The organism is Variovorax sp. V93, assembly GCF_041154485.1.
Classification (GTDB): domain Bacteria; phylum Pseudomonadota; class Gammaproteobacteria; order Burkholderiales; family Burkholderiaceae_C; genus Variovorax; species Variovorax beijingensis_A.
Genome location: NZ_AP028669.1, coordinates 2872616 through 2890697, shown reverse-complemented (window position 1 = coordinate 2890697; position 18082 = coordinate 2872616). Strand labels below are relative to the sequence as shown.

The window sequence follows — 18082 nt, the reverse complement described above, 5'->3', positions numbered from 1 at the left end:
TTCACTTCGCGGTCGACTTCGGCTGCGAATCGTCGACCTTGATAGTGACCTTGCCCGCGAGGATGTCGGCCTGCTTGGCCTTGACCTTGGCGACGATGTCCGCCGGCACCTTCTTCTCGAAGGTGCCCAGCGGCGCGAGTTCGGAGCCCTTGTGCTTCATCATCGAATAAGGGCCGTAGTCCTCGGCCGTGAACTTGCCTTCCTTCACGAGCTTGATCGCGCGGTCGGCCGAGGGTTCGAAGTTCCAGAGCGCCGAAGCCACCACCGTATCGGGGTACTGCGCCTGCGTGTCGATCACGTTGCCGATCGCGAGCTTGCCTTTTTCCTTGGCCGCGTCCGAGACACCGAAGCGCTCGGCGTACATCACGTCTGCCCCCTTGTCGATCATCGCGAAGGCCGCTTCCTTGGCCTTGGGCGGATCGAACCAGCTGTTGATGAAGCTGACGCTGAATTCGACCTTGGGATTGGTTTCCTTCGCGCCCGCCATGAACGCATTCATGAGCCGGTTCACTTCGGGAATCGGGAAGCCGCCGACCATGCCGATGCGATTGCTCTTGGTCATGCCGCCAGCCACCATGCCGCTCAGGTACGCCGGCTCCTGGATGTAGTTGTCGAACACGCTGAAGTTGGGCGCCTGCGGCTTGAGCGAAGAGCCCATGAGGAAGGCGACCTTGGGAAAGTCTTTCGCGACCTTGCGCGCCGCCGCTTCCACGCCGAACACCTCGCCGAGGATCAGCTGGTTGCCGCCGGTGGCGTACTCGCGCATCACGCGCTCGTAGTCGGCGTTGCTGACGTTCTCGGTCGCCTTGTATTCGATCTCGCCGCGCGCCTCGGCCGCCTTGAGCGCCTTGTGGATGCGGCCGACCCATTGTTGCTCGAAAGGCACGGTGTACACCGCCGCCACCTTGAGCTTGGCCTGCGCGAGCGCAAGGCCCGGCGCGCCGGCCGCAAGCGCTGCTGCGGCAATGGCGGCGGAACGAATGATCAACTGACGGCGTGCTGTCACGGTGCTTCTCCTCGAGGTATGGAAATTTTCTTGTTGCTGCCAGATGAGCAGCAGGCCGCCGTCAGAGGACGTCGGCGTCACTTCGTGCCGAAAATTCTGTCACCGGCGTCGCCGAGCCCGGGAAGGATGTACCCGTGGCTGTTGAGCTCCCGGTCGATCGCGGCGGTGTAGATCGGCACGTCGGGGTGGGCCTTCTGCATGGTCGCGATGCCTTCGGGGCAGGTGAGCAGGCAGACGAACTTGATCGACTTGGGGTTCAGTTCCTTGAGCCGTTCGACCGCGGCCACCGCCGAGTTGCCGGTGGCCAGCATCGGGTCGACCACGATCACGTCGCGGTTCTCCATTTCGCCGGGCATCTTGAAGTAGTACTCGACGGCGGTCAGCGTCTTCGGGTCGCGGTACAGGCCGATGTGGCCGACGCGCGCGCCCGGCACCACGGTGAGCATGCCGTCGAGGATGCCGGTGCCCGCGCGCAGGATGGACACCAGCACCAGCTTCTTGCCGTCGATGACCTTGGCCTGCATGGTCTCGAGCGGGGTCTCGACCTCGATGTCCTGCATCGGCATGTCGCGCGTGACCTCGTAGGCCATGAGCATGCTGATTTCGTTCAGGAGCCGGCGGAAGCTGTTGGTGGAGGCGTCCTTGCGGCGCATCAGCGTGAGCTTGTGCTGGACGAGGGGGTGGTCGACGAGGTGGACGTTGCTCATTGGATTTTTTCTGCCGTTGCTGGACCCGGGAGTCTAAAAGACGGTGCCGTCGCTTTCGATCAGGAGCGGTGGCGATCCGTCTCGCAAGCGCTGTGCCAGCACGCGGCCGGCGGCCCAGGTGCCGCCCTCGAGCACGCAGGCCAGCGGCAGTTCTTCCTCGGTGCGGTCGAGGATCTTGCGCACGTACGGCACCAGTTCGTCGAGCAGCGCGACGGTGAGGGCGCGCCATTCGACGATGAACTCGTCGCCGGCTTTCCAGGTGCGCGCAAGAAAGGCGGGGTCCTTCGGCACGATCACGCCGCTGTCGATCAAGAGGCCGCCGTTGCGGTATTCGGGCAGCGCCGTGAGCGCATCGAGATGGCGCACCTTCACGCCCGCCCACTCGAAGGGTTCGAGCAGCGAATAGGTCAGCCATTGCGACAGCTTGTGGAACGGCATCCAGCCGTTGGTGAGGCCGGGGCCGCGCACCGCGCTGTGCCGCCAGCAGTCGCCGAGCGCCAGTGCCGGGTCGCTCGAGCCGATGCCGCCCGTGGTGTCGCTGCCGCCGAGCGCGATGCTGTCGATGGAATTGGCGGAGGGCCAGATGCCCGAGAGCGTTTCGAGCAGCAGCGAGAGGATCTGGTGCGCCGTGATCTCGGCCGTGGGCGGTGCGGCCGCGCCGAACGGAGCCACCAGCGCATCGAACATGCCGGCAGGCCGGCCCTCGTCGCCGAAGGTCTCGGGTTGCTCGCTCATCGCCTCGCCGAGCCGGCGCAGCAGCACCGCACGGCCGGCCAGGCCCACCAGCGGATTGACGTCGCTGACCTGGAAGGCGTCGCCGAGCCGATCCGTCACCAGGCCGCGCAGGCCGGCGGCATCGGCCTGCAGCGGATGGTCGGGGTTGGACGAGAACAGGCCGCTCGTGAAGGCATGGAAGCTCGCGATGGCCAGGCCCTCGGAGCGCGTGAAGCGCTCGCCCGTGGCGGGCTCGATGTAGTGCCAGCCGGGGCCTGCGCCGGCATCGAGCAGCACGCTCACCAGCACGAGGTCGATGTGCGCGCTGGCGCGCTGCCGGGCATCGACGCCCTTGCCGAGCAGTTCGTCGAGTTGCTTCAGCCGGTCGATGCCGCCGGCCTCGAAGTGGCGCCAGCGGCTGTGGTACGGGATGGTGTCCCAGGGATAGCGCTCGCGCGTGACCTCGGCGACGGTGCGCGCCGCGTCTTCGAGCACATCGCTGCCGGCGATGCGGAACCACTGCGACTCGCCCCGGCGCGCGCGCGCCAGCAGCGCCGCGGCACGCTCGCGGATGGCGGCGGTGGTGCGCAGCACCGTGGCGGCGCCCGCGGGGTGGCTGGTATCGGGGGTGAACTCGATCGCCGGATCGATGTCTCCCGCGCTGCCCGGCGGCAGGCTGCCCGAGCCATCGGCGGGCAGGTAGTCGCTGCTGCTGTTTTCCTTGTGGTCGCTCATTCGCTCAATCCCCGGCCCTTGGCCTTCTTGAGTTCCTCGGCGTCCGGCACCGGGCCGGGCGTGAAATAGCCTGCGGCCATCTTGGCGTCCATCTCGACGCGGGCGTCGGCCGGAATCAGTTCGTCCGGAATGTTCACGCGCTCGCCGATCTCGATGCCCGAACCGGTGATGGCGTCGAACTTCATGTTGCTCATCGACACGAGCCGGTGGATCTTCTTGATGCCGAGCCAGTGGAAGACGTCGGGCATCAGTTCCTGGAAGCGCATGTCCTGCACGCCGGCCACGCACTCGGTGCGCGCGAAATACTGGTCGGCCGTGTCGCCGCCCACCTGGCGCTTGCGCGCGTTGTAGACCAGGAACTTGGTGACCTCGCCGAGCGCGCGGCCTTCCTTGCGCGAGTAGGCGATGAGGCCCACGCCGCCGCGCTGCGCGCCCTGGATGCATTCCTCGATGGCGTGGGTGAGGTACGGGCGGCAGGTGCAGATGTCGGAGCCGAACACGTCGGAGCCGTTGCATTCGTCGTGGATGCGCGCCGTGAGCTCGACCTCGGGGTTGGCCAGGTCGCGCGGGTTGCCGAAGATGTAGAGCGTCTGCCCGCCGATGGGCGGCAGGAACACCTCGAGGTCGGAACGCGTGACGAGCTCGGGGTACATGCCGCCAGTCTCTTCGAACAGCGTGCGGCGCAGGTCGGTTTCGGAGCAGCCGAAGCGCCGCGCCACTTCGGGCAGGTACCACACGGGCTCGATGGCGGCCTTGGTCACCATGGCCGCGCCGCCGGCGGTGAGGAAGTGGCCGTCGGCCTTGAGGCGGCCGCTTTGCAGCGCCTCGATCACCTCGGGCAGGATCACGTGGGCCTTGGTGATCGCGATGGTCGGGCGGATGTCGTAGCCCGCCGCCAGCTCGGCGGAGAACACATCGGCCACCAGCGCGCCCCAGGGGTCGAGCGAGACGATGCGCCCGGGCTCGCTCCACTGCGGGTACGGGCCGATCACGTCGGTGGGCGCGGTGTTGGTCAGGTCGGCCTTGTGTTCGCGCTTGAGGGCGCCGGCTGCCACGGCCAGTGCGCGATAGACGCTGTATGACCCGCTGTGCGTACCGATGACGTTGCGATGCGCCCGCTTCGTCGTGGTGCCCACCACGGGCCCGCGTTCGGTGGCGGAGGCCGCGCCCCAGCGGATGGGCAGCGCGCCGAAGCCGCCGGCATGGGAGGTCAGCCGGATGTGGCCGGTCGACGACGAAGGATGGAGCGGGGGAAGGGGCGAGACGGGGATCGCTGAAGTCGCAGGGACGGCGGGGATCGCGGAAATCTCGGTAGTTTCAGAAGGGGTCGCTGTGCTATCTGCAGACATTGGAGGCCCTCAAAAAATGCAATGTACCGATCACTCGCGCGGCTGGCAAGCAGGGCGCGAGGGTCGTCATTGCCGCCGGGGGCCGCGGCCGGTGCGCCGATCAGGCCGGCGAGGAGCGCAGGCCGTAGGCCTTGCCGCCGACGAACAGGTATTCGGCGCGCAGCACCGGATCGCCTTTTTCACCGGTGTAGGTGAAGCCCAGCGCGGCCACCGGGGTGCCGGGCTTGATCTCCTCGAGCCCCCAGGCCTGCAGCCGCGTGAGCGGTGCGAGTTCGATCAGCCACTTGCGGTCGCGCCGCGTGGGCAGCTGCGCCTTGGCCAGCAGCGCGGGACCGTCGACATTCGCGCTTTGCCTGGGCAGCGGGCGCTGCTTCAGGTCGGCCGGCAGGGTCGGGTTCTCGGGCAGCTCGAGCTCCACCTCGCCATGCGGATTGCGCCACATGACCTTGGTCGCGCGCCCCTCCAGGTAGAGCGGGCGGTCCTGGTCGAAGCTGCTCCAGCCGTGGTGCGCCCAGGAGGGCAGGGCCAGGCCGAGTGAACCGGCAATGAACAAGCGTCTCTCAATCATCTGGGTCTCCTTGCTCAGACGTAGGCAATCCAGCGCCCGCAGATGATGACAGCGAGCCAAAACCCCAGCGAGAGCAGGCATTGCAGCCTGGATATGGCGCCGGTGGATGCGAGTCCGCCTCGAAGGTGGAACCAGATGGCGTTGGCGCCTGCCAGGCCGATCAGGAACAGCTTGATGCGAAAGGCGGAATTGGCCAGCAGCTCGCCGGGCTGCGTGGAAAACATCGTGAGGCCGGTGGCGGCGCACAGTCCGAAGCCGACAAGCGCCGGCAACAGCGTCAGATGCGCCAACTGCCTTTGCGGCAGTTCCCGGCCAAGGCCGAGCACGCGCAACTCGAACACCAGCAGCCCGCCGAACAGCAGCGCGATGCCGACGATATGCACCGTCTCCAGCGCCGGATAGGCCCAGGGGTGCGAAACCAGCCCGGCCAGCATCGGCGTCAGCTCCGGGCGGCGGACTGTTCAGGGCATGAACTGGCAGGGGGCATGGGGCGCTCCTTCCACGGGTTCGGGCGAGCTTAGCCTAGGACGCAGCCGGCGTCTGCGCCGGGCACGGCACAATCCGGCGGGATCTTTTTTCCGAAAGGGCTGTAACCAGCCGGTCCGATGGCACGAAACACAATGGACAGCAGTAGGCGAACGAGCGACGCCGAAGCCGCGCTGCGCAGCCTGTTCCTGCGCGGCCTCGACGGCGACGCAGCCGCTTATCGCGAATTTCTGCAAAAACTCAGCGCGCATCTGCGCGCCTTTCTGGGCAAGCGCCTGTTCGGCTGGCCCGATGAAGTGGAAGATCTTGTCCAGGAATGCCTGCTCGCCATGCACAACCAGCGCCACACCTACCAGAGCGACCAGCCGCTGACGGCCTGGGTGCATGCGATTGCGCGCTACAAGATGATCGACCTGCTGCGCGCCAAGTCCGCGCGCGAAGCGCTGCATGACCCGCTGGACGACGACCTGGCGGTGTTCGCCGAATCGGCCATCGAGGCCAGCGATGCGCGGCGCGACCTGGGCGGCCTGCTGCAGACCCTGCCGGAGCGCCAGCGCCTGCCGATCGTGCACGTGAAGCTCGAAGGCCTCTCGGTGGCCGAGACGGCAAGCCTGACCGGCATGTCCGAATCAGCCGTGAAGGTGGGCATCCACCGCGGCCTCAAGGCGCTCGCCGCCAGGCTCAGGAGCAAGGCGCCATGAAGACCGACGATCTGGTGGCCATGCTGGCGACCGGCGCCACGGCCGCGCCGCGCCGCGCCGCGGGGCGCCGCCTGGCGCTTGCGCTGCTCGCCGGGCTGCCGCTGTCGTTCGCGATCCTGTTCACCGAATACGGATTGCGCCGCGACCTGGTGCAGGCCATGTTCTGGCCGATGTTCTGGGTCAAGGTGCTGTTTCCGCTGTGCATTGCGGCGGCCGCCTTCGTGATGGCGCAGCGCCTCGCGCGACCGGGCGTGCCGGTGCGGCGCGCCTGGATCGGCATCGCGGTGCCGGTGCTTGCCGTGTGGGCGATGGCGGCCCTGGCCTGGTTCAACGCGCCGGCCGAAGAGCGCATGCCCTTGCTCATGGGCGAATCGTGGCGAGTTTGCGCGGTCAGCATCGGGCTCATGGCGCTGCCGGTCTTTGCGGCGGCACTGCTGGCCCTGAAGGGGCTGGCGCCCACGCGGCCCGCGCTGGCCGGTGCGGCCGCCGGCGCGCTGGCCGGCGGGGTGGGTGCGGCGGTCTATGCGCTGCACTGCATGGAATTGACGGCGCCTTTCCTCGCGGTCTGGTACGTGAGCGGCATCGCGCTCCCCGTGCTGGTGGGCGCCGTGCTCGGGCCGCGCCTGCTGCGCTGGTGAGCGGCCCTGCGGCCTTTCTCAGCGCTTCTTGGCGCCGAAGATGCCGCCCAGCACGCCGCGCAGGATCTCCTTGCCGACCGAGGTGCCCATGGTCCGCACCGCCGACTTGGCCATGGTCTGCACCAGCCCGTCGCGCTTGCCGCCGCGCGGACCCGTGCTGCCGAAGAGCAGGTCGTTCAGCATGCTGCTGCCTTCAGACGTTGCGGCCGCACCCTTGCCGCCGCCCGCCGTTTTGGCCGGCGGTGCATCGGGTGCGGTTTCGGCCCGGCCCTTGAGCTTTTCGTAGGCCGATTCGCGGTCCACGGTCTTCTCGTACACGCCGGCGACGAGCGAATTGGCAATGACCGCCTGGCGCTGCGCGGCCGTGACGGGGCCGATCTGGCTGCCGGGCGGCACCACGAACACGCGCTCGGTCACGCTGGGGCGCCCCTTGGCATCGAGAAAACTCACCAGCGCCTCGCCCACCGCAAGCTCGGTGATCGCGGTTTCGATGTCCAGCCCCGGCTTCTGGCGCATGGTGGTGGCCGTGGCCTTGACGGCCTTCTGGTCGCGCGGCGTGAAGGCGCGCAGCGCATGCTGGACGCGGTTGCCCAGCTGGGCCAGCACCGAATCCGGAATGTCCAGCGGGTTCTGCGTCACGAAATACACGCCCACGCCCTTGGAGCGCACCAGCCGCACCACGAGCTCGATGCGCTCCACCAGCGCCTTGGGCGCCTCGTTGAAGAGCAGGTGGGCTTCGTCGAAGAAGAAGGCCAGCTTGGGCTGTTCGGGGTCGCCGATCTCGGGCAGCTGTTCGAACAGTTCCGACAGCATCCAGAGCAGGAAGGTGGCGTAGAGCCGCGGCGAGTTCATGAGCTTGTCGGCGGCCAGGATGTTGACCACGCCCTTGCCGCCCACCGTCTGCATGAAGTCGGCGATGTTGAGCATCGGCTCGCCGAAGAACTTCTCGCCGCCCTGGGTCTCGATCTGCAGCAGGCCGCGCTGGATGGCGCCCACGCTGGCGGCGCTGATGTTGCCGTACTCGGTGGTGAACTGGCTCGCGTTCTCGCCCACGTACTGCAGCATGGCGCGCAGATCCTTCAGGTCGAGCAGCAGCAGGCCGTTGTCGTCGGCGATCTTGAACACCAGGTTCAGCACGCCGGCTTGCGTTTCATTCACGTCGAGCATGCGGCCCAGCAGCAGGGGGCCCATGTCGGAGACGGTGGCGCGCACCGGATGCCCCTGCTCGCCGAACACGTCCCACAGGGTGACGGGGCAGGCGTCCGATTCGGGCAGCTCGATCCCCCGCTCCTTGAGCGTGGCCGCCATTTTTTCGCCGATGCTGCCTTTCTGGCTCATGCCGGTCAGGTCGCCCTTGACGTCGGCCATGAACACCGGAACGCCGATGCCCGAGAGCTTTTCGGCCATGGTCTGCAGGGTGACTGTCTTGCCGGTGCCGGTGGCGCCGGTGATCAGGCCGTGGCGGTTGGCCAGGCTGGGCAGCAGGGTGCACTCGATGGTGTCGTGGCGCGCGATCAAGAGAGGGTCGGCCATGAGGGGCTCCGGGTCGTATCGAAGCGGGCAGTCTAATCAAGCCTCCCTCCTATAATCCACGGCCCCCGAGGTAGTTACGGAAAAAGTTTCAGGAGGTTTTCTTGTCATCGACTGCTCAGCCCCCCATTCCCGCCGCCGGCGATTCACCTGAACAGTCGCCGATTGAAAAAGAGTTGGCCGTCCTGCTGGTGAACGCGCTCAATCTCGAAGTCGCGCCCGAGGACATCGTGCCCACCGATCCGCTGTATGGCGAAGGCCTGGGCCTCGACTCCATCGACATCCTCGAAGTCGCGCTCGAAGTGTCCCGGCGCTACGGCTTCCAGCTGCGCTCGGACGATGAGCGCAATCAGCAGATCTTCCAGTCGCTGCGCACGCTCGCGACCCACGTCGCCCAGCATCGCAGCGCTTCCTGATCCATGTCTCGATGGCGACTGGCGCTCCTGCTGCTGGTGGGAGTGGCCTATGCCGGCCTCTCCCACTGGATGATGCTGTTCCACCCCACCGAGCCGTGGGCCGTGGTGGTGCTGCTCGGCCCGCTGTGGCTGGCCGCCATGGGCTTCGCCGCGAGCAAGTTCGGCCGCTGGGGTTTTGCCGCGGCCCTGCTGCTGGGCATCGGGGGCTTTGCGCTCGTGTTCCTGGGTGAGGCGGGCGACACCAACCGGCTCTACGTGTTCCAGCATGTCGCCATCAACGGCCTCCTGTGCGGCTGGTTCGGCGCCTCGCTGCGCGGCCCCGGCCTGCCGCTGATCACGCAGTTCGCGCAGCGCGTGCATCCGCTCAAGGGCCACATGCTGGCCTACACGACGACGCTCACGCGCATCTGGACCGTGTATTTCGCGCTGGTGGTGGTGTCGTCGATCGTGGTGTACCTGACGCTGCCTTTTTCGGCCTGGTCGCTGCTCGCGAACGTGCTGACGCCGCTGTCGGTCACGCTTCTTTTCGTGGGCGAGCACCTGGTGCGCTACCGGCTGCACCCCGAGTTCGAGCGCACGCGGCTCATCGATGCGGTGCGCGCCTTCCAGGGCGCTTCGCCCGTCGACCACGGCAGCGGCAGCGGCAGCGGCAGCCATTGAAGCAGAGGCCGACCGCGTGAGCACCGATACCCGCCTGCTGCCGCTGATCGCCCATCGGGACCTCGATGCACCGCTGGCCTGGCGCGCCGGCGTGCCCGTGAGCACGCGCCAGTTCCTGGCCGACGTGGCCCGCTTCGCGCCGACGCTGCCTGCCGAGGGCAGGGCGGTCAATCTCTGTGTCGACCGCTATGCGTTTGCGGTCGGCCTGGCGGCTGCGCTGGTGCGTGGCCATGCGAGCCTGCTGCCGCCCGACGCGCGGCCCGACACGCTCGCGCGCCTGCTCGAATCCGGCGGCTCGAATCTTTTTGCCCTGATCGATGATGCCGCGCTCGCCACGCCCGGCATGCCGCGCCTGCTGGTCGAATACCGGTGTGGTTCCGAAGGGGCCGGCGTCGAGGTTCCGGCCATCGACGGCGCCATGCATGCCGTGAGCCTGCTGACCTCCGGCTCCACCGGCGCGCCGCAGCCGCATGCCAAGCGCTGGGACACGCTGGTCGGCGATGTCGCGGTGGCCGTGGAACGGCTCTCCAGCCTGCTCGGCCTCCCATCGCTCGCCGGCCTGACGCTGGTTGCGACCGTGCCTGTGCAGCACAGCTACGGGCTGGAGTCGTCGGCGCTGCTGGCCATGCTCGGCGGTGCTGCATTCGACAGCGGACGGCCGTTCTTTCCGGCCGACGTGGCCAAGACGCTGGCCTCGGTGCCGCGGCCGCGCGCGCTGGTCACCACGCCTTTCCACCTGAAGACGCTGCTGCTCTCGGGCATCGAGCTGCCGCCGGTCGACCTGGTGCTTTCCGCCACCGCGCCGCTTTCGCCGCAGCTCGCGGCCCAGGCCGAGCAGGCGCTCGGCGGCGTATTGATCGAGATCTACGGCAGCACCGAATCCGGCCAGGTCGCCACCCGCCGCACCACGCAGAGCGAAGTCTGGGACACCTTCGGCGAGATCCGCGTGCATGCCGAAGCAGGTGAGGGCGACGGGCCCGAGCGCTTCATCTTCAGCGGCGACTTCCTGCCCGAGCCCACGCCGATGGCCGACGTGCTCGAACTGCTCGACGCGCGCCGCTTCCGGCTGCTGGGCCGCGCCAACGACCTGATCCATGTCGCGGGCCGGCGCAGCTCGCTCGCGCATCTGAACTACCACCTCAACAGCATCGCGGGCGTCGAGGACGGCGCGTTCTGGCTGCCCGACGAAGTGGCCGACGGCGTGGTGCGCCCCGTGGCCTTCGTGGTGGCGCCCACGCTCTCGGCCGGCCAGATCATTGCCGCGCTGCGCCAGCGGCTGGAGCCGGTGTTCGTGCCGCGCCGCGTGGTGCAGGTGAAGGCCTTTCCGCGCGAAGGCACCGGCAAGCTCACGGCGCGTGCGCTGCGCGAATTCGCGCTCGCGCAGCTGGCGGAAGACGACACGCCGGTGCAGCTGGCCCATGCGGTGCCCGTTGATCACCCGGCGTTCGCGGGGCACTTCCCCGGCCAGCCGCTGCTGCCGGGAGCGCTGATACTGGCCGAGGTCATGGAAGCCGTGCAGCGCGTGCCGGCGCTGGTCGCCCGGCTGGGCACCCATCCCACGCTCGCGGCCGCCAAGTTCCTGGCGCCCGTGCGGCCGGGCAGCATGCTCTCCATCGAACTGCAGCCCGAGTCCGGCGCCGCGCGCGGCGTGCGCTTCGACGTGCGCTGCGACGGCGTGCTGGCTGTCACCGGCCGCTGGGCCGCCGTGCCAGAGTCTGCGTGATGAACCACACCGACGCCGAGACGCGCGCCGTGAAAGACGCGGCGCAGGCAGGCCAGCGCGGCGACTGGGCGCACGCTCCCGAACGCAGCAACATGCTGGCGCTGCGCTTCATCTGCCTGATGGCACTGGTGTGCGGGCGCCGCATCACGCGCCTGCTGCTGCCGCCGATCAGCCTGTACTTCCTGCTGTTCGCTCCCGCGCCGCGGCGCCACATCAAGCGCTACCTGTTCAGGGCCATCGGCCCGCATGCCGGCTGGCTCGACGGCTACCGCCTGCTGCATGCCTTCGCATCGACGGTGCTCGACCGCGTGTACTTCCTGCGCGGACGCATGGACCTGTTCGATGTCAGGGTCGAGGGCAACCAGGCGCTCGAGGCCGAGGCACTGAAAGGGCGCGGCGCCTTCCTGCTCGGCGCGCACGTCGGCAGCTTCGAGGCCCTGGGCGCCTGCAAGCACAACAGCCGGCACAAGCACGAACTGCGGCTTGCGATGCTGATGTATCCGGACAATGCGCAGCGCATCACGGCCATCCTCAACGCGATCAGCCTGCCCGAGCTGCGGCCCCACGTGATCGCGCTCGGCCGCCCTCATTCGATGCTTGCGCTGCGAGACTGGCTCGACGGCGGCGGGCTCGGCGGCATGCTGGTCGACCGCACCCTGCCGGGCAGCGAGGATCAGCCCGCGCAGCAGCGCGGCAACAACATCGTGCTGCCGTTCCTGGGGCAGCCGGCGAGTTTCAACGACGGCCCGTTCCGCCTGGCGGCGCTGCTGCGGCGCAAGGTGTTCTTCATGGCCGGGCTCTATGGCGGCGGTGCGCGCTACGATGTCCGGTTCGACCTTCTGGCCGACTTCAGCGAGCGGGCATCCGATCCCGCCGAGCGGGAACGCCGCATCCGCGCGGCGGTCGAAGCCTACGTGGCGCGCCTCGATGCCCTGTGCCGCGCGCATCCCTACAACTGGTTCAACTTTCATGATTTCTGGCTCGAAGATTCGGTTTGACTGGCTTTGCAGGAGCCTGCTGCTGGCACTGGCCTGTTGCGCCGCGCCGGCGTGGGCCTTCGACCTGCCCGACCTGATGGGGCTGCTTGCCAAGCAGAAGGGCGGCGAGGCCCGCTTCACCGAGCAGCGCTTCGTGCACGGCCTCGAAGGCCCGCTCGACGCGCGCGGCACGCTGAGCTTCGATGCGCCCGACAAGCTGGTGCGGCGCACCTTGTCGCCGCGTGTGGAGACCATGGCGGTCGAAGGCAACACGCTGACGCTCTCGCGCGGCGGCCGCAACCGCACCCTCACGCTCGACAGCATGCCCGAGTTGCTCGGCCTGGTCGAAGCCATGCGCGGCACACTGAGCGGCGACGGCGCCACGCTGCAGCGCTATTTCCGCAGCACGGTGGGCGGCTCGGCCGCCAACTGGACGCTCGATCTTGTGCCGGCCGACAGCCGGCTCGCGGCCCAGGTGCGCAGCATCCGCATCAGCGGCCGCGCCAGCGAAGTGCTGGGCCTTGAAATGGAGTTCGTCGGCGGCGACCGCTCGGTGATGAGTATCACGCCCGAGCGCCAAAGCGCCGCACCCACCGTGCCTTCGGGCGCTGCCGGGCGCACCACGCCGTGAGGGCGCGCGGGACCGCGGGGGAAGGGCCGCCGGACTGGCAGCGCCGGGCACTGGTGCTGCTGGCCTGGGCACTGGTGCTGCTCGGCGGCGCACTGCAGATCGCGCGCACGCAGTTCAGCGCAGACCTTTCCGCTTTCCTGCCCAAGAGCCCCGACGCGCGGCAGCAGGTGCTCATCGAGCAGCTGCAAAGCGGCGTGGCATCGCGCACGCTGATGCTCGGCATCGAGGGCGGCGCGAGCGCGCAGCAGCGCGCGGCCGTGTCGCGCGCGGTGGCCAGGTCCATGCGCGAGAGCCGGCTGTTCGACCTGATCCAGAACGGCGACACCGGCGACTGGAGCGAGGCCGGCACCTGGGTCTTCGCGCACCGCTACCAGCTTTCGCCGGGCGTGAGGCCCGAACATTTCACCGCCGAAGGCCTGCGCGACGCGATCTACGAAACGCTGTCGATGCTGGGCACGCCGGCCGGCAACGCGATCAAACCCTTGCTCGACCGCGATCCCACCGGCGAGACCCAGCGCATTGCCGTGGAGCTGACGCCGGCCAGCGCACCGCGCAGCGAAGACGGCGTCTGGATGTCGCGCAGCGCGCCGCGCGCGCTCATGATCGCCACCACGCGTGCGGCGGGCAGCGATCTCGATGCCCAGTCGAAGGCCATTGCAAGCGTGCATGCGGCTTTCGACACCGCCACGCGCGGCATGGACGAAGCCACCCGGCCGAAGCTGCTGCTGAGCGGCCCGCCCGTGTTCTCGGTGCTGAGCCGCGACAAGATCAAGACCGAGGCGATCCACCTCGCGATCGTGGGCGGCATCGTGATGGGCGGCCTGCTGCTGCTGGCCTTTGCGTCGCCGCGCGCGCTGGTCATCGCCTTCCTGCCCGTGGCCACCGGCGTGGTGGTGGGGACCGCGGCGGTCAGCGTGGTGTTCGGCTCGGTGCACGGCATGACGCTGGGCTTCGGCAGCACGCTGATCGGCGAGACCGTCGACTACGCCATCTACTACCTGATCCAGGCGCGCGGCGCGGCCGTGGCCGGCACCGGCTGGGCGCGCTGGCGCGAGGTGCACTGGCCCACCGTGCGGCTCGGGCTGCTGACCTCGGTGTGCGGCTTCGCGGCGCTGGTGTTCTCGGGCTTCCCGGGTCTGGCGCAGCTGGGCGTGTTCTCCATCGCAGGGCTCGTGGCCGCGGCGCTGGCCACGCGCTACGCATTGCCCGTGCTCGCACCCGATGGCGCCACCGGCATGGGCATGCGCCGGTACATGGCGCACGCGGCCGGCGTGCTGGTGCGCGGCCTGCCGCACCTGCGCTGGGTGCTCGCCGGGCTCGGCGTGGCAGCGCTGGTGCTGGTCATCTGGCAGGGCGGCCATCTGTGGCGCGCCGACCTCGGCGCCATGAGCCCGGTGCCCAAGTCGGCCCAGCAGCTCGACGAGATGCTGCGCGCCGACATCGGCACCGGTGACGGCGGCACGCTGGTCGTGGTCTACGGCGCCGATGAAGAAAGCGCACTGCGCAACACCGAAGCCGCCACCGCGCGGCTCGAGGCACTGGTCGACAAGGGCGAGCTCGGCGGCTTCGAGGCCGTGACGCGCATATTGCCGAGCATCGCGACCCAATCGGCCCGGCTCGCCAGCCTGCCCGACGGCGACACGCTGCGCACCCGGCTGGCCGAGGCCACGCAGGGCTCGCCGCTGCCGGCCGCACGCCTCGGGCCCTTCCTGGCCGATGTCGAAGCCGCGCGCAAGCTCGCGCCCGTGCGGCGCGTCGACCTGGCGGACGGCCCGCTCGGTTCGGTCGTCAACACGCTCATGTACCAGCGCCCCGGCGGCGGCTGGTCGACGCTGGTGGTGCTGCACCCCGGGGCGAAGTTCGACGCGCGCCGGCTCGAAGCGGCGCTGGCGGGTGTGCCCGAGGTGCAGGTGGTCGATGTGGGCCGCGAACTCGCGGGGCTCTACCAGCGCTACCTGCACGAGGCCTTCGTGCAGGTGCTGCTCGGCGCGCTGGCGGTGGTGGTGCTGCTCGGCATCTACCTGCGCTCGGGCCGGCGCCTCCTCGCGGTGTGCCAGCCGCTGGTCTTCGCGGTGGTGCTCACCCTGGGCGGCATGGCCGTGCTGCAGGTGCCGCTGGGCATCCTGCACCTGGTGGGGCTGCTGCTGATCGTGGCGGTGGGCTCCAACTACGCGCTGTTCTTCGACCAGCTGCGCGTGGCCGGGCGGGCCGACGAGGACACGCTGGCGTCGCTGATGCTGGCCAACCTGACCACGGTGGTGTCCTTCGGGCTGATCGCGATCTCGGACATTCCGGCGCTGTCGTCGATCGGCCGCGTGGTGGCGCCGGGCGCCTTGCTGGCATTGCTGCTGTCGGCCGCGTTCGCACGCCGCGTGGCGCCCACGCCGCCCGGGCGCGGCTGATGGGAAAATCCCGCGCCATGCCGTCCGCCTCTGCCGCTCCGACCGAATCCTGGCCCTGGCCGCTTGCCATTCGTGCCAGCGCGGCCTGGCACGTGGCGGCCATCGGTGCCGGCGCCATGGTGCCGGGCGCCATGCCCTGGGCGATCGGCGCGATTGCGCTGAACCACGCGCTGATCACCGGCGCGGGGCTCACGCCGCGCAGCAGCCTGCTGGGCCCCAATGTCACGCGCCTGCCCGAAGCCGCCGGTGCCCGGCGCCAGGTGGCCATCACCATCGACGACGGGCCCGATCCCGAGGTCACGCCCCGGGTGCTCGACCTGCTGGACGCACATGGCCAGCGCGCCACCTTCTTCTGCATTGCCGAGCGCGCGCTGGCTCACCCGGCGCTGGCGCGCGAGATCGTGGCGCGGGGCCACAGCATCCAGAACCACACGGCGCGGCACCGGCACAATTTTTCATTCCTCGGGCCGCGCGGCTTCGCGAGCGAGATCGCGCGCGCGCAGGACATCCTGGCCGACACCACCGGCCAGCGCCCGACCTGCTTCCGCGCGCCGGCGGGCCTGCGCAATCCATTCCTCGAGCCGGTGCTGCACCGGCTGGGCCTGTCGCTCGTGAGCTGGACGCGCCGCGGCTTCGACACACGCGAAGGCGATCCCGCCAAGGTCATGGCGCGCCTGGGCCGCAAGCTGCAGGCGCGCGACATCCTGCTTCTGCACGACGGCAACGCCGCGCGCACCCCTTTGGGAAACCCTGTATTGCTGGAGGTATTGCCCTTGCTTTTCGAACGCCTGCGCGCCGAGCGCCTGCACGCCGTCACCCTGCCGGAAGGCCTTGGATCATGAGTGCGGTGCTGCCTTCTTCTTCATCATCGGCACCTTCTTCCACCGATGCCGCCTGGCGCGAGCTTCACGAGGCCGCCACCGTTCCCTACAAGAAGGGCGGCAGCTTCGCCTGGCATTTCGCGCGCGGCAAGCTGGGACGCGATCCGGTGTTCCGCGGGCTGCTCGAACGCGGGCTGATCGATGCGGCGCACCGCCGCGTGGTCGACATCGGCTGCGGGCAGGGGCTCTTCGCGAGCCTGCTCGCATCGATGAGCCGCATGCAGGCGCACGGCCGATGGCCCTCGTCGTGGAAGCCCACGCCGCCAGCCGCTGACTACACGGGCATCGAGCTGATGCCCAAGGACGTGGCGCGCGCCGAGGCTTCCATCGGGCATCTGCAGCCGGCGCCGCGGCTGGTCTGCGCCGACATGTGCTCGGTGCCGCTGCCCGAATGCGACCTGGTCGTGATTCTCGACGTGCTGCACTACGTGGGCATCGAAGCACAGGACGGCGTCTTGCGGCGCGTGCACGACGCGCTTCGGCGCGGCGGCAATGCGAACGCCCGGCTGCTGCTGCGCGTGGGCGATGCATCGAGCAAGCGTGGCTTCGCCATCAGCCAGTGGGTCGACCGCACCGTGACGCGCATCCGCGGCCACAAGGTGTCGCCCACCTGGGGTCGGCCGCTGTCCGACTGGGTGGCGGCGCTGCAGCGGCTGGACTTTCGCGTCCAGAGCATTCCGATGAGCAAAGGAACGCCCTTTGCCAACGTGCTGCTGGTGGCCGACCTGGAGCGCCGCGCGTGACCAGGGCTGCGCAGACGCTCGACCGCGCCGGCATTGCCGAGCGCATTCCGCACAGCGGCAGCATGTGCCTGCTCGACCGGCTCGAAGGCTGGGATGCCGAGTCCATTCAGTGCAGCACCCGCACGCATGCGCTGCCGGACAACCCGCTGCGAACCGCGGGCGGCCTGCTCGCGCCCAACGCCATCGAATACGCGGCGCAAGCCATGGCGCTGCACGGCGGTCTGCTGGCTGCCGAGGGAAGCGCGCCGTCGGCCGGCTTCCTCGCAAGCGCACGCAACGTGCGCCTGTCGGTGGTGCGGCTCGACGACATCGACGGTGCGCTGCAGGTGCAGGCGCGCCGCCTGTCGGGCGACACCAACCAGATCCTCTACGAATTCGCGGTGAGCGACAGCGGCGCCCGCGTGCTGGCCGAAGGCCGCGCGGTGGTGGTGCTGAATACGCCGCTGGCAACCGGAGCCCACGCACCATGACGCTCGAAGGAAAACGCGCACTGATCACCGGCGCCAGCGGTGCCTTGGGCGCCGCCATGGCCGAGCGCCTGGCGCGCGATGGCGCCACGGTGCTGCTGCACGCCAACTCGCGCCCCGAAGCGGTGGAGCAACTGGCGGCCGCCATTGCAGCTGCGGGCGGCAAGGCCGAATGCCATGTGTTCGACCTGCGCAGCGACGATGCCTGCCGCGTGGCGTGCGAGCGCATGCTCGAAGGCGGGCCGGTCCAGATCGTCGTCAACAACGCCGGCGTGCACGACGACGCCGTGCTGCCCGGCATGCGCGCCGACCAGTGGCACAAGGTCATCGACGTCTCGCTCAACGGATTCTTCCGCGTGACGCAGCCCTTGCTGCTGCCGATGATGCGCACCCGCTGGGGGCGCGTTCTCAATATTTCGTCCGTTTCGGCGCTGACGGGCAACCGCGGGCAGGTCAACTATGCCGCCGCCAAGGGGGCGCTCAACAGCGCGACCAAGGCGCTGTCGCTCGAAGTGGCATCGCGCGGCGTGACCGTCAACGCCATTGCGCCCGGCATCATCGCCTCGCCGATGGCCGATGCGGCCTTCGACCCCGCCATGGTCAACCAGATGGTGCCGATGAAGCGCGCCGGCACGCCGCAGGAAGTGGCGGCGCTGGCATCGTTCCTGGCCAGCGACGAGGCGGCCTACATCACGGGGCAGGTGATCTCGATCAATGGCGGGATGATCTAGCCGCCGCACTCATCAAG

The 18082-nt window shown here is 69.2% G+C and carries 19 protein-coding genes; 12 read left to right on the top strand and 7 right to left on the bottom strand.

Annotation, left to right across the window (positions count from 1 at the left end):
- Position 1 precedes the first annotated feature (1 nt).
- The 6 genes from ACAM54_RS13750 to ACAM54_RS13725 all read right to left on the bottom strand — a co-directional run bounded on the left by ACAM54_RS13750 (position 2) and on the right by ACAM54_RS13725 (position 5513).
- On the bottom strand, positions 2 to 1006 hold the full coding sequence (locus ACAM54_RS13750) for a BMP family protein (RefSeq protein WP_369647925.1): 1005 nt from the start codon (positions 1004 to 1006) through the stop codon (positions 2 to 4).
- 77 nt (positions 1007 to 1083) lie between these two features.
- Positions 1084 to 1713 (bottom strand): uracil phosphoribosyltransferase, encoded by a 630-nt coding sequence (gene upp / locus ACAM54_RS13745; RefSeq protein ID WP_021007470.1) that lies wholly within the window; start codon positions 1711 to 1713, stop codon positions 1084 to 1086.
- A 33-nt stretch (positions 1714 to 1746) separates the two neighbouring features.
- Positions 1747 to 3162, bottom strand: a complete 1416-nt coding sequence (locus ACAM54_RS13740; RefSeq protein WP_369647924.1) for a URC4/urg3 family protein — start codon at positions 3160 to 3162, stop codon at positions 1747 to 1749.
- Positions 3159 to 4511, bottom strand: a complete 1353-nt coding sequence (locus tag ACAM54_RS13735) for a GTP cyclohydrolase II (protein ID WP_369647923.1) — start codon at positions 4509 to 4511, stop codon at positions 3159 to 3161. Before ACAM54_RS13735 ends, ACAM54_RS13740 begins: the two co-directional genes overlap by 4 nt.
- Before the next feature lie 100 nt (positions 4512 to 4611).
- The gene (locus ACAM54_RS13730; protein ID WP_145746629.1) at positions 4612 to 5079 is read right to left on the bottom strand and encodes a DUF6152 family protein; all 468 of its coding nucleotides are present in this window, start codon (positions 5077 to 5079) and stop codon (positions 4612 to 4614) included.
- 14 nt (positions 5080 to 5093) lie between these two features.
- Entirely contained in the window at positions 5094 to 5513 is a 420-nt protein-coding gene (locus ACAM54_RS13725) for a hypothetical protein (protein WP_145746726.1), read from the bottom strand.
- A 171-nt stretch (positions 5514 to 5684) separates the two neighbouring features.
- Here ACAM54_RS13725 and ACAM54_RS13720 point away from each other — a divergent pair, with 171 nt between their 5' ends.
- Together ACAM54_RS13720 and ACAM54_RS13715 are read left to right on the top strand one after the other, a co-directional pair.
- Positions 5685 to 6266, top strand: a complete 582-nt coding sequence (locus ACAM54_RS13720) for a sigma-70 family RNA polymerase sigma factor (protein ID WP_225612904.1) — start codon at positions 5685 to 5687, stop codon at positions 6264 to 6266.
- Positions 6263 to 6904 carry an NrsF family protein gene (locus tag ACAM54_RS13715; protein WP_192323752.1) on the top strand — a complete coding sequence of 214 codons (642 nt, stop codon included), beginning with the start codon at positions 6263 to 6265 and terminating at the stop codon, positions 6902 to 6904. Before ACAM54_RS13720 ends, ACAM54_RS13715 begins: the two co-directional genes overlap by 4 nt.
- An 18-nt stretch (positions 6905 to 6922) precedes the next feature.
- Here the strand turns inward: ACAM54_RS13715 and ACAM54_RS13710 are convergent, their stop codons facing one another.
- Entirely contained in the window at positions 6923 to 8437 is a 1515-nt protein-coding gene (locus ACAM54_RS13710; protein ID WP_369647922.1) for a helicase HerA-like domain-containing protein, read from the bottom strand.
- Between the two features lie 101 nt (positions 8438 to 8538).
- On the opposite strand from ACAM54_RS13710, the gene ACAM54_RS13705 reads away from it, so the two are divergent.
- The 10 genes from ACAM54_RS13705 to fabG are packed head-to-tail and all read left to right on the top strand — an operon-like array spanning position 8539 to position 18065.
- Positions 8539 to 8850 (top strand): phosphopantetheine-binding protein, encoded by a 312-nt coding sequence (locus ACAM54_RS13705; RefSeq protein WP_012747776.1) that lies wholly within the window; start codon positions 8539 to 8541, stop codon positions 8848 to 8850.
- A gap of 3 nt (positions 8851 to 8853) precedes the next feature.
- Positions 8854 to 9510, top strand: coding sequence for a hypothetical protein (locus ACAM54_RS13700; RefSeq protein WP_369647921.1), 657 nt, complete (start codon positions 8854 to 8856; stop codon positions 9508 to 9510).
- A 16-nt stretch (positions 9511 to 9526) separates the two neighbouring features.
- Positions 9527 to 11233 carry an AMP-binding protein gene (locus tag ACAM54_RS13695; RefSeq protein ID WP_369647920.1) on the top strand — a complete coding sequence of 569 codons (1707 nt, stop codon included), beginning with the start codon at positions 9527 to 9529 and terminating at the stop codon, positions 11231 to 11233.
- Entirely contained in the window at positions 11233 to 12231 is a 999-nt protein-coding gene (locus ACAM54_RS13690) for an acyl-CoA synthetase (RefSeq protein WP_369647919.1), read from the top strand. The genes ACAM54_RS13695 and ACAM54_RS13690 overlap by 1 nt, the downstream gene beginning before the upstream one ends.
- Entirely contained in the window at positions 12203 to 12841 is a 639-nt protein-coding gene (locus tag ACAM54_RS13685; protein WP_369647918.1) for a LolA-related protein, read from the top strand. The genes ACAM54_RS13690 and ACAM54_RS13685 overlap by 29 nt, the downstream gene beginning before the upstream one ends.
- Positions 12838 to 15243 carry an MMPL family transporter gene (locus ACAM54_RS13680; protein ID WP_369647917.1) on the top strand — a complete coding sequence of 802 codons (2406 nt, stop codon included), beginning with the start codon at positions 12838 to 12840 and terminating at the stop codon, positions 15241 to 15243. Before ACAM54_RS13685 ends, ACAM54_RS13680 begins: the two co-directional genes overlap by 4 nt.
- Positions 15243 to 16085 (top strand): polysaccharide deacetylase family protein, encoded by an 843-nt coding sequence (locus ACAM54_RS13675; RefSeq protein WP_145746637.1) that lies wholly within the window; start codon positions 15243 to 15245, stop codon positions 16083 to 16085. Before ACAM54_RS13680 ends, ACAM54_RS13675 begins: the two co-directional genes overlap by 1 nt.
- Positions 16082 to 16867 carry a class I SAM-dependent methyltransferase gene (locus ACAM54_RS13670; RefSeq protein ID WP_145746638.1) on the top strand — a complete coding sequence of 262 codons (786 nt, stop codon included), beginning with the start codon at positions 16082 to 16084 and terminating at the stop codon, positions 16865 to 16867. Before ACAM54_RS13675 ends, ACAM54_RS13670 begins: the two co-directional genes overlap by 4 nt.
- Positions 16864 to 17337 (top strand): hydroxymyristoyl-ACP dehydratase, encoded by a 474-nt coding sequence (locus ACAM54_RS13665; RefSeq protein WP_145746639.1) that lies wholly within the window; start codon positions 16864 to 16866, stop codon positions 17335 to 17337. Before ACAM54_RS13670 ends, ACAM54_RS13665 begins: the two co-directional genes overlap by 4 nt.
- Positions 17334 to 18065, top strand: a complete 732-nt coding sequence (gene fabG / locus ACAM54_RS13660) for a 3-oxoacyl-ACP reductase FabG (protein WP_145746640.1) — start codon at positions 17334 to 17336, stop codon at positions 18063 to 18065. Before ACAM54_RS13665 ends, fabG begins: the two co-directional genes overlap by 4 nt.
- Positions 18066 to 18082: the final 17 nt, after the last annotated feature.

Bases quoted from the DNA above. Each gene is read 5' to 3' on its own strand.
- upp (WP_021007470.1), bottom strand. From the start codon at position 1,713: ATGAGCAACGTCCACCTCGTCGACCACCCCCTCGTCCAGCACAAGCTC.
- ACAM54_RS13740 (WP_369647924.1), bottom strand. From the start codon at position 3,162: ATGAGCGACCACAAGGAAAACAGCAGCAGCGACTACCTGCCCGCCGAT.
- ACAM54_RS13735 (WP_369647923.1), bottom strand. From the start codon at position 4,511: ATGTCTGCAGATAGCACAGCGACCCCTTCTGAAACTACCGAGATTTCC.
- ACAM54_RS13730 (WP_145746629.1), bottom strand. From the start codon at position 5,079: ATGATTGAGAGACGCTTGTTCATTGCCGGTTCACTCGGCCTGGCCCTG.
- ACAM54_RS13725 (WP_145746726.1), bottom strand. From the start codon at position 5,513: ATGCTGGCCGGGCTGGTTTCGCACCCCTGGGCCTATCCGGCGCTGGAG.
- ACAM54_RS13720 (WP_225612904.1), top strand. From the start codon at position 5,685: ATGGCACGAAACACAATGGACAGCAGTAGGCGAACGAGCGACGCCGAA.
- ACAM54_RS13715 (WP_192323752.1), top strand. From the start codon at position 6,263: ATGAAGACCGACGATCTGGTGGCCATGCTGGCGACCGGCGCCACGGCC.
- ACAM54_RS13710 (WP_369647922.1), bottom strand. From the start codon at position 8,437: ATGGCCGACCCTCTCTTGATCGCGCGCCACGACACCATCGAGTGCACC.
- ACAM54_RS13700 (WP_369647921.1), top strand. From the start codon at position 8,854: ATGTCTCGATGGCGACTGGCGCTCCTGCTGCTGGTGGGAGTGGCCTAT.
- ACAM54_RS13690 (WP_369647919.1), top strand. From the start codon at position 11,233: ATGAACCACACCGACGCCGAGACGCGCGCCGTGAAAGACGCGGCGCAG.
- ACAM54_RS13685 (WP_369647918.1), top strand. From the start codon at position 12,203: ATGATTTCTGGCTCGAAGATTCGGTTTGACTGGCTTTGCAGGAGCCTG.
- ACAM54_RS13675 (WP_145746637.1), top strand. From the start codon at position 15,243: ATGGGAAAATCCCGCGCCATGCCGTCCGCCTCTGCCGCTCCGACCGAA.
- ACAM54_RS13670 (WP_145746638.1), top strand. From the start codon at position 16,082: ATGAGTGCGGTGCTGCCTTCTTCTTCATCATCGGCACCTTCTTCCACC.
- fabG (WP_145746640.1), top strand. From the start codon at position 17,334: ATGACGCTCGAAGGAAAACGCGCACTGATCACCGGCGCCAGCGGTGCC.